Raw genomic sequence first — 1924 nt, 5'->3', positions numbered from 1 at the left:
AAAGTAACCTGAATGTGCGCCAGGTATTTACGGAACTCGATCATCTCGCCGCATTCAAGGGCAATTCGACGTTCGAGAACGCCACCCTGTGGGCAGGCAAGCGATTCGACAGGGACAACTTCGATATCCATTGGCTGGACTCGGACGTCGTCTTTCTGGCCGGCACCGGGGGTGGAATCTACGACGTGCAGATGAACAAGAACTGGCGCTCGAATTACTCGTTGATCGGGCGTAACTACGGGGATTTCAGTGAGGGCGGTGTCAATGCCGATGTGGAAAGCTACATCCTCACCTCCAACCAGTTCTTCGATAATGGTCAGTGGCAGTGGATGTTCAATGGCATTGGCTCAAAGAAAAACGACTTTAGCACTCGCACCAATGAAGCGGGCCTGAAGCCTGCGGACTCCGGCTTGCACAGCATGATCGCGAATCATCAGAAAAACTTTTTCGGCAGGGAAGGCTTCTTCAAGACGGCGCTGCTCTACGGGCAAGGGTTGGGGGCCGAGGTCAAGAACATTGGCTCGGACGGCGAACTGATCGACGACGCCCGTGCGCTGCGCCTTGCGCTGTACGGCGAGACACCGATTGCACCCCACTGGCGCATCGGTCCAAGTCTGCTGGCCGAACAAAGCAAGGATCGCTACGTCAAGGGTGACGACTACCGCTGGATGACCCTGAACATGCGGTTGGCCAATGAAATCAACAGCAATTTCGAGATGGCCTACGAAATGAGYTGGCAAACCATGAACCTCGACCCCAAGGGTTACCTGCAACGTAATGCGGTGGACGGCAACTTCTGGAAATTCACCATCGCCCCGACCTTCAAACCCGACGTTGGAGACCCATGGTGTCAGCTGAAGCCGGATCGTTGAGTCGACGGCCGGGCAGATGCTCAGGCAAGTCACTTAATAGAATCAAGTCGGTCTCGCACACCGCGCAGGCGTAACGCAATACGTGCCGCAGTTCGCGCACATTTCCCGGCCAGCGATAGCCGAGCAGGCATTCCAGTGCGGCGCTTCCCAGTTGCATCGCCATTGCGCAGGCCGATGATTCTTCTTCGAGTRTCCGGTTGATCAATGCCAGTCGATCACTGCGTTCGCGCAACGGCGGCAATTGGAATCGCGCACCACTGAGGCGGAAGTACAGGTCCTCGCGAAACTCGCCGCTGGCCACCAGGGCTTCCAGATCGCGGTGGCTGGCGCAGACCACCTGAATGTCTATCGCCTTGCTTCTTGACGCTCCCAGGGGCGCCACTTCGCCCTCGGCTAAAACCCGCAGTAGGCGGGTTTGCAGGGTCAGGGGCATATCGCCGATTTCATCGAGAAACAGGGTACCGCCATCGGCCTGTTCCAGCAGGCCTTGCATGCCTTTATTCGAAGCCCCGGTGAAGGCGCCGGCTGCATAACCAAACAGCTCGCTTTCGATCAGGTTTTCGGGAATCGCTGCGCAGTTCACCGCAATAAAAGGTCGATCACGGCGCAGACTGGCCTGGTGCAGCTGGCGGGCGAAGACTTCCTTGCCGGAACCGGTTTCGCCGTGGATCAGCACCGGCAGATTACGGTCTTTGACCCGAACCGCAAGGCGCAAACTTTCTTCCAGTCGCGGGTCGAGTTCGGCGGGTGACAGTACCCGCCGAGCCGGGCTGCGTTTCAATTGCCGTGGCGCGCTGAGTCGCCCATGCAAGACATGGCGGCCACCCCGGCAGTGAAACAGGCAGAGCGATTCGTCTTTGGCGCGATGCAATAACTGCTGATCGAACACTTGGCCGATGTGGTCCGGCAGGTGACCAAAACTTTGCGACAGCCACTGCCGCGCCGCGGGGTTGAGTGCCTGCAGTTGGCCGTCGTCGTCCCAGGCGAGCAGGTAGTCGGGCTGGCTGTCGACGTAGCCCGGGCTGTTGTGGGCCCGCAGCACCCAGTAACCC

The 1924-nt window shown here is 58.8% G+C and carries 2 pseudogenes; one reads left to right on the top strand and one right to left on the bottom strand.

The features are described from left to right. Positions 1 to 842: pseudogene (locus AC1DLB_RS30310) on the top strand (carbohydrate porin); the annotation flags it as partial. A 1-nt stretch (position 843) separates the two neighbouring features. On the opposite strand, the pseudogene AC1DLB_RS30305 reads toward AC1DLB_RS30310, so the two are convergent. Next, positions 844 to 1924, bottom strand: a pseudogene (locus AC1DLB_RS30305) (sigma-54-dependent Fis family transcriptional regulator); the annotation flags it as partial.

It is taken from the genome of Pseudomonas sp. 05N434 (assembly GCF_056396965.1).
This window is presented reverse-complemented; position numbering and strand designations above follow the sequence as displayed.